At 73.1% G+C, this 7294-nt stretch carries 7 protein-coding genes and 1 pseudogene; 5 read left to right on the top strand and 3 right to left on the bottom strand.

Annotation, left to right across the window (positions count from 1 at the left end):
- Positions 1 to 85 precede the first annotated feature (85 nt).
- Positions 86 to 883: a MerR family transcriptional regulator gene (locus ACFVYR_RS02090; RefSeq protein ID WP_384247654.1), complete on the top strand. Its 798-nt coding sequence runs from the start codon at positions 86 to 88 to the stop codon at positions 881 to 883.
- Between the two features lie 26 nt (positions 884 to 909).
- Here ACFVYR_RS02090 and ACFVYR_RS02095 read toward each other — a convergent pair whose 3' ends face one another.
- Together ACFVYR_RS02095 and ACFVYR_RS02100 are read right to left on the bottom strand one after the other, a co-directional pair.
- Positions 910 to 1839 carry an SDR family oxidoreductase gene (locus ACFVYR_RS02095; RefSeq protein WP_384247655.1) on the bottom strand — a complete coding sequence of 310 codons (930 nt, stop codon included), beginning with the start codon at positions 1837 to 1839 and terminating at the stop codon, positions 910 to 912.
- Positions 1840 to 1878: 39 nt separating this feature from the next.
- Entirely contained in the window at positions 1879 to 2661 is a 783-nt protein-coding gene (locus ACFVYR_RS02100; RefSeq protein ID WP_384247657.1) for an SDR family oxidoreductase, read from the bottom strand.
- A 68-nt stretch (positions 2662 to 2729) separates the two neighbouring features.
- On the opposite strand from ACFVYR_RS02100, the gene ACFVYR_RS02105 reads away from it, so the two are divergent.
- The 4 genes from ACFVYR_RS02105 to ACFVYR_RS02120 are packed head-to-tail and all read left to right on the top strand — an operon-like array spanning position 2730 to position 6242.
- Positions 2730 to 3485: an enoyl-CoA hydratase family protein gene (locus ACFVYR_RS02105; protein WP_384247659.1), complete on the top strand. Its 756-nt coding sequence runs from the start codon at positions 2730 to 2732 to the stop codon at positions 3483 to 3485.
- Entirely contained in the window at positions 3482 to 4390 is a 909-nt protein-coding gene (locus ACFVYR_RS02110) for a CoA transferase subunit A (RefSeq protein WP_384247660.1), read from the top strand. The genes ACFVYR_RS02105 and ACFVYR_RS02110 overlap by 4 nt, the downstream gene beginning before the upstream one ends.
- Positions 4387 to 5160: a CoA-transferase subunit beta gene (locus ACFVYR_RS02115; RefSeq protein WP_384247662.1), complete on the top strand. Its 774-nt coding sequence runs from the start codon at positions 4387 to 4389 to the stop codon at positions 5158 to 5160. The genes ACFVYR_RS02110 and ACFVYR_RS02115 overlap by 4 nt, the downstream gene beginning before the upstream one ends.
- A 32-nt stretch (positions 5161 to 5192) precedes the next feature.
- Complete coding sequence (locus tag ACFVYR_RS02120; protein WP_384248007.1) at positions 5193 to 6242, top strand: NAD(P)H-dependent flavin oxidoreductase; 1050 nt, start codon at positions 5193 to 5195, stop codon at positions 6240 to 6242.
- Between the two features lie 40 nt (positions 6243 to 6282).
- Here ACFVYR_RS02120 and ACFVYR_RS02125 read toward each other — a convergent pair.
- A pseudogene (locus ACFVYR_RS02125) lies at positions 6283 to 7294 on the bottom strand (ATP-binding protein); the annotation flags it as partial.

A 7294-nucleotide genomic window follows, 5' to 3' on the forward strand; every position in this document is an offset into this window, starting at 1 on the left:
GAGGACCGGATGACCGGAGGATCGGACGACCGGATCGGACGACCGGAGGATCGGAGGACCGGGCGACTCGTTGGAGACTTGATTCATGCTGACCATCGGCGAACTGGCGTCGTGCACCGGAGTGACGGTGCGCGCGGTGCGGCACTACCACTCCAAGGGGCTGCTGCCGGAGCCGGAACGGGACCATTCCGGCTACCGGAGGTACGGCGCGGACGCCGTGGTCGAGTTGCTCAAGATCCGGACCCTCGCCGAGGCCGGGGTCCCCCTGGCACGCGTGCGGGAGCTGCTGCGTGCCGACGAGGAGGAGTTCGCCGCGGCGGTCGCCGACATCGACAAGCGGCTGCGGGCGGAGATCCGGGAGCGGCAGCACCACCGCGAGCGGATCGCCCGCCTCACCGCCGGGGAGAGCCTGGCGCTGCCCGGGGAGGTGGTCGAGTACCTCGGCCGGCTGCGGGCGCTCGGGGTCGACGAACGGATCGTCCGGGTCGAGCGCGACGGCTGGATCCCGCTGGCCGCGCGTTCACCCGAGCGGGTCCCGGAGTGGATGGCCCGCAAACGGGAGCAGCTCGCCGACCCGCAGGTCGTCGACTTCTACCTCACCTTGAGCGCGGCTCTCGACCACGCCGAGGACGACCCGAGACTGGTCGCGCTGGCCGACAGGCTGGCCGCCTACATCTCCCGGGTGGCCGAGGAGCAGGGCGATCTCTACGTCGACGACACCGGCATCGAGCCACGGTTCGCCCAGCTTCTCGACACCTATGTGTTCGCCACCCTGCCGGCGGCCCGTCGGCTGATCGAGCTGCTGACGGAACGGGGCTGGACCGGCTGGAGCATGCTGGAGCAGGTGGACCCGGCACGGGCACGGCGTGCGGCGACACGGTAGGTCGAGGACCCCGGCGGGCGGAACCCCTACTGGCGCGCCCCGTACACCGGCTGGGGCGTCTCCGCGTCCGCGAGGAGTTTTCGGGCCGCCTCCCCCGCCTCCGCCGGGGCCCAGCGGGCGCCCTTGTCGGCCGCCGGGCCCGGCCGCCAGCCCTCCATGACCGTGATGCGGCCCGCCTCCGCCTCGAAGACCCGGCCCGTGACTCCGGCGGAGGCGGTGGAGCCGAGCCAGACCACGAGCGGGGAGACGTTCTCCGGGGCCATCGCGTCGAAACCGCCGTCCTCGGGAGCAGCCATGGTGTCGGCGAAGGTCTGCTCGGTCATACGGGTGCGGGCGGCGGGCGCGATGGCGTTCACCCGTACTCCGTAGGCGCCCAGTTCGGCGGCGGCCACCATCGTCAGGCCGAGGATTCCGGCCTTTGCGGCGCTGTAGCTGCCCTGCCCCACGCTGCCCGAAAGCCCCGCTCCGGAGCTGGTGTTGACCACGCAGGCGTGCGGGGCACGACCCGCCTTCGCCTCGGCCCGCCAGTGCGCGCCCGCGTGCTTGAGGGGGAGGAAGTGCCCCTTGAGGTGGACGCGCAGCACGGCGTCCCAGTCGTCCTCGTCGAGGTTCACGAGCATCCGGTCACGCAGGAAGCCCGCGTTGTTGACGAGGGTGTCGAGGCGGCCGTACGTGTCGAGGGCGGCCCGCACCAGTGAGGCGGCGCCCTCGGACGTGGCGATGTCACCGCCGTGCGCGACGGCTTCGCCGCCCGCCGCCCGGATCTCCGCCACGACGGTGTGGGCGGGGCCGCCGGACTCCCCCGAACCGTCGGGCCCCACGCCGAGGTCGTTGACGACGACCCGGGCGCCTTCGGCGGCGTACGCGCGCGCGTGCGCCCGGCCGAGCCCGCGGCCCGCACCGGTGACGATCACGACGCGGCCCTCACAGAGCCGGGACTTGGCAGCTGACGTCATGACGGAACTCCTCGGGTGTGGTCAGTGGCTCGGGTGTGTTCAGTGGCTCGGATGCGTGCCGTGGTTGGCGGTCGCCGCCGCGAGGAAGGCAGGGCGTTCCCCGCCGCCGTGCAGCCGGAGCGCGGCCCCGCTGATGTACCGGGCGCGGTCGGAGGCGAGGAACACGCAGGCGTCGCCGACGTCGGAGGGGTCGGCCAGGCGGCCCAGCGGGACGGTGCGGGCGACCCGGTCGATGCCTTCCTCATCGCCGTAGTGGAGTGCGGCGCTCTCGGTGCGGGCGAGGCCGAGGACGACCGTGTTGACGCGGACGTCCGGGGCCCACTCGACCGCCATGGTCCCCGCGAGGTTCTCCAGGCCCGCCTTCGCGGCGCCGTACGCACCGCTGCCGGGCGAGGGCCGGGTCCCGCTGACACTTCCGATCATCGTGATACTGCCACCGGCCTCCTGGCCGCGCATCACCTCCCGGGCGGCGAGCGAGGCGTACAGCGGCGCGAGGAGGTTGAGTTCGACGATCCTGGCCTGGCGGGCCGGGGAGGTTTCGGCGAGCAGCCCGAACGGCGTGCCCCCGGCGTTGTTGACCACGGCGTCCACCGATCCGTGGTCCGCGGCCACTTGGCCGAAGAAGGTACGGGCCGCGTCCGCGTCGCGCAGGTCGAGGGGCCTGAACTCGGCGGCGGCGCCCGCCGCTTCGACGGGTTCGTGCGGCGGCCTACGGGCGCAGACGACGACCCGCGCCCCAGTGGCCAGGAAGCTCCGGGCGATACCGGCGCCGACGCCGCGGGTACCGCCGGTGACGACGACCACCTGTCGTGTGTCAGTCATCGCTGCTACCTTTCCAACTAACAAATGTTTGGTTGAAGGCGTGTGGTCGAAAGGTAGCGGATCCTCTGATGTCTGTCTCCACCTCCGCCCCCGAGAAGGGCGTGGCCGTCGTCACCGTCGACTATCCGCCCGTCAACGCCGTGCCCGTCCGGGGCTGGTACGAGCTGGCGGAGGCGGTGCGCGCCGCCGGGCGCGCCCCCGAGAACCGCTGCGTCGTCCTGACCGCCGAGGGCCGCGGGTTCAACGCGGGCGTGGACATCAAGGAGCTGCGGCACGACACCGGCCACACCGCACTGATCGGCGCCAACCGCGGGTGCTACGAAGCGTTTTCCGCGGTGTACGAGTGCGAGGTCCCCGTCGTGGCCGCCGTCCACGGCTTCTGCCTGGGCGGCGGGATAGGCCTCGTGGGGAACGCGGACGCGATCGTGGCGAGTGAGGACGCCACCTTCGGCCTGCCCGAGCTGGACCGGGGGGCGCTCGGCGCGGCCACGCACCTGGCCCGTCTCGTGCCGCAGCATCTGATGCGCACCCTGTACTACACCTCGCGGACCGCGACCGCCGCCGAGCTGCATGCGCACGGCTCCGTCTGGCGGGTCGTCCCGCGCGCGGAACTGTTCGATGCGGCGCTGGAGTTGGCGCGGGAGATAGCCCGCAAGGACGGCACGCTGCTGCGCTTCGCCAAGGCCGCGATCAACGGCATCGACCCCGTCGACGTGCACCGCAGCTACCGCTTCGAGCAGGGCTTCACCTTCGAGGCGAACCTCAGCGGCCTGGCCGACCGCATCCGTGAGGACTTCGGCACGCAAGGGGAGGGCGGGTCATGAGCGACAGGACCAGCGGCGGGGCGGACGGCGCCACCGGCAGCGGGAGCCACAAGAGGATGACGCCCGACGAGATCGTGGGGCGCCTGGCGAGCGGGATGACGCTCGGCATCGGCGGCTGGGGATCGCGCCGCAAGCCGATGGCGCTGGTGCGCGCACTGCTGCGCTCCGACGTCACGGACCTGACCGTCGTCTCGTACGGCGGCCCGGACGTCGGGCTGCTCGCCGCGGCCGGCCGGATCCGCAAGCTCGTCACCGCCTTCACGACGCTCGACTCGATCCCCCTGGAGCCGCACTTCCGCGCGGCGCGCGAACGCGGCGCCTTCGAACTCGTCGAGCTGGACGAGGCGATGTTCATGCAGGGCCTCACCGCGGGCGCCCAGCGGCTGCCGTTCCTGCCGATCCGCGCGGGGCTCGGCTCCGACGTCCTGCGGGTCAACCCCCACCTGCGGACGGTCACTTCACCGTACGAGGATGGGGAGGAGCTCGTCGCCGTGCCCGCGCTGCGCATGGACGCGGCCCTGGTGCACATGAACCGCGCCGACCACCTCGGCAACGGCCAGTACCTGGGCCCCGACCCCTACTTCGACGACCTGTTCTGCGAGGCCGCCGACACCGCGTACGTCTCGTGCGAGCGCGTCGTCGACCCGGGCGAGCTCACGGCGCACGCCGCGCCCCAGACCATGCTGATCTCCCGGCACTCGGTGACGGGCGTGACCGAGACGCCCAAGGGGGCCCACTTCACGTCCTGCGTGCCCGACTACGGCCGCGACGAGCCCTTCCAGAAGGAGTACGCCACCGCGGCGGCCGACCCGCGGGCCTGGGCCGCGTTCCGCGGCCGCTTCCTCGCCGGCAGTGAACGGGACTACCACCTGGCCGTCCAGGCCTGGCACAAGGAGCAGCGATGACCTCGACCGCCGAGCGGGCCGTCACCCGTGCCGAGTACTGCGTGATCGCCTGCGCGGAGGCCTGGCGGGGCGACGGCGAGGTGCTCGCCTCGCCCATGGGCACGGTCCCGTCGGTCGCGGCCCGCCTCGCCAAGCTGACGTTCTCCCCCGACCTGCTGCTCACCGACGGCGAGGCCCTGCTCATCGGCGACGTCCCCGCGGTCGGATCCGCGTCGGCAGTGACCGAGGGATGGCTCCCGTACCGCAGGCACCTGACGATGGTCATGGGTGGCAAGCGGCACGTGATGATGGGCGCGAGCCAGATCGACCGGTTCGGGAACCAGAACATCTCGTGCATCGGTGACTGGTCGCGGCCCAGACGTCAGCTTCTCGGAGTACGCGGGGGGCCGGTCAACACGCTCAACAACCCGGTCAGCTACTGGATCCCGAGACATTCGCCGCGGGTCTTCGTCGAGAAGGTCGACATGATCAGCGGGGTGGGGTACGACAGCGCGGCGGCGGCCGGGCCCTCCGCGACCCGCTTCCACGAGCTGCGCCGGGTCGTCTCCGACCTGGGCGTCTTCGATTTCCGGACGCCCGATCACGCCATGCGCCTGGTGTCCCTGCACCCGGGCGTCACCCTCGGCCGGCTGCGCGAGGCCACCGGGTTCGCGCCGGTCGTGGAGGACGACGACGTCTCGTACACCCGTGAGCCCACCGCCGAGGAGCTGCGGCTGATCCGGGACGTGGTGGACCCGCGCGGCCTGCGCGAGCGCGAGGTGCGGCCGTGACGACGCGGGAGCCGCCGCCCGCGCCGCCCGCTCTGCGGACGCCGCTGACCAGGCTGGTCGGCGTCCGGCATCCGGTCGTGCAGACCGGCATGGGCTGGGTGGCGGGGCCCCGTCTGGTCACCGCGACGGCCGAGGCCGGGGCGCTCGGCATCCTCGCCTCCGCCACGATGACGGTCGGGCAGCTGCGCGCGGCCGTCCGCGAGGTCAAGTCCCGCACAACCGCGCCGTTCGGGGTCAATCTGCGGGCCGACGCGGGCGACGCGCGGGACCGTGTCCGGGTCATCGTCGAGGAAGGCGTGCGGGTCGCGTCCTTCGCGCTGGCCCCGTCCAGGGAGCTGATCGCGGAGCTGAAGGACGCGGGCGTGGTGGTCATCCCCTCAATCGGTGCGCGCCGGCACGCCGAGAAGGTCGCCGCGTGGGGCGCGGACGCGGTGATCGTGCAGGGCGGCGAGGGCGGCGGGCACACCGGCGAGGTCGCCACGACCGTGCTGCTGCCGCAGGTCGTCGACGCCGTGGACATCCCGGTCGTCGCGGCGGGCGGCTTCTACGACGGCCGCGGCCTGGTCGCCGCCCTGGCCTACGGCGCGGCGGGCGTGGCCATGGGCACCCGCTTCCTGCTCACCTCGGACTCGACCGTGCCGGACGCCGTCAAGGCCCGCTATCTGGCCGCCTCCGTCAAGGACGTCACGGTCACCACGCGCGTGGACGGCCTCCCGCACCGGATGCTGCGGACCGAACTGGTGGCGGCCCTGGAGAGATCGGGCCGCGTCTCGTCGCTGGCCCGTGCGGTGCGGCACGCCGCGGCGTTCCGGAAGGTCTCCGGCATGGGGTGGCGCCGGATGGCCCGCGACGGGCTCGCGATGCGGCACGGCAAGGAGCTGACGTGGAGCCAGGTCCTGCTCGCCGCGAACACGCCCATGATGCTCAAGTCCGCGATGGTGGACGGCCGTCCGGAGACCGGGGTGATGGCCTCGGGGCAGATCGCCGGACTGATCGAGGACCTGCCGTCGTGCGCGGAGCTGGTGGAGCGGGTGATGGCCGAGGCGGAGGAGGTCATGGCCCGGTTGCGGCCGGACCGCTGACGTCCCCGGCCCCCAGCCCCTGCCCTCGGACCCCCGCGGGTCAGCGCCGGGCCAGCGGCAAGTGGTCCAGTGCCCGCTCGGCGAGACCGTCCGCACCACACGTACGCGCCAGGGCCAGCCCGCGCTCCAGCTCGAGCGCGGAGTCCGCGGCGATGCCGTACTCGACGCGGGCGACGGCGTGTTCGTACGCGCAGGGCGAGGCCTCCAGATAGGTGACGGCCCTGCGGTACAGCGCGACGGCGCGCGGTCCCGTCTCCAGGGCCGCCGCGCACCGCAGGGCCTCACCGATCGCCGTGTCCGTCCCGAACCGCTCCGCCTGCATACGGGCGTCGGAGACCAGGTGCGCCGCCCGCCTGGGATCCTCGTGCGCCAGAGCCCTGGCGAGGTCGTATGCCCAGGGTGCGAGGACGGTGTTGTACTGGCCGCGCGCGGTCAACGCCTTCGCGGTGGCCTCCAGTTCGTTGAGGCCGTCCTTCGTACGTCCGAGTGCCAGCAGCAGTCGGCCGCGGACGGAGGGCGCGTCGGGGACGTAGATGGTGGACGCGGAGGGCGGCGCGAAGCCGTACCGCTCGGCGATGGCGCCCGCTTCCTCGACGTGCCCGCGCGCCAGGAGGGTGTCGATGAGCATGCTCGCCGCCTCCCAGTGCATCGGCAGGCCCTCGCCGACCCGGTCGGCGAGGCGCAGGCTCTCGCGCAGCGACCGCTCGGCGTCCGTCAGCCGCCCGCGCCTTCGGTACACATAGCCGAGGAAGGCGTGCGAGAGGGCGAGGTGCCCGCCGCTCCAGCCCGCGGTCTCATAGGCCCGCACGGCCTCCGTGAACAGGCTCTCCGCGCGGTCGAGCCGGTCCGAGAAGGCGTACGAACCGCCGAGCATCAGGCGGAGCTCGAAGCTCCACTCCGTGTCGGTCCAGCCGAGGCCGGGTGCGAGGCGGCCGTTGACGAGGGCGCGGTCGCAGAGCTCGACGACCAGTTCGGCGCTCTCGCCGCGGGTCATGGCGTCGAACGCGCGCAGGATCAGCAGGGCGCGCTCGGCGTTGTCGCGGCCGGTGACG

It is taken from the genome of Streptomyces sp. NPDC058284 (genome assembly GCF_042881135.1).
Classification (GTDB): Bacteria; Actinomycetota; Actinomycetes; order Streptomycetales; family Streptomycetaceae; genus Streptomyces.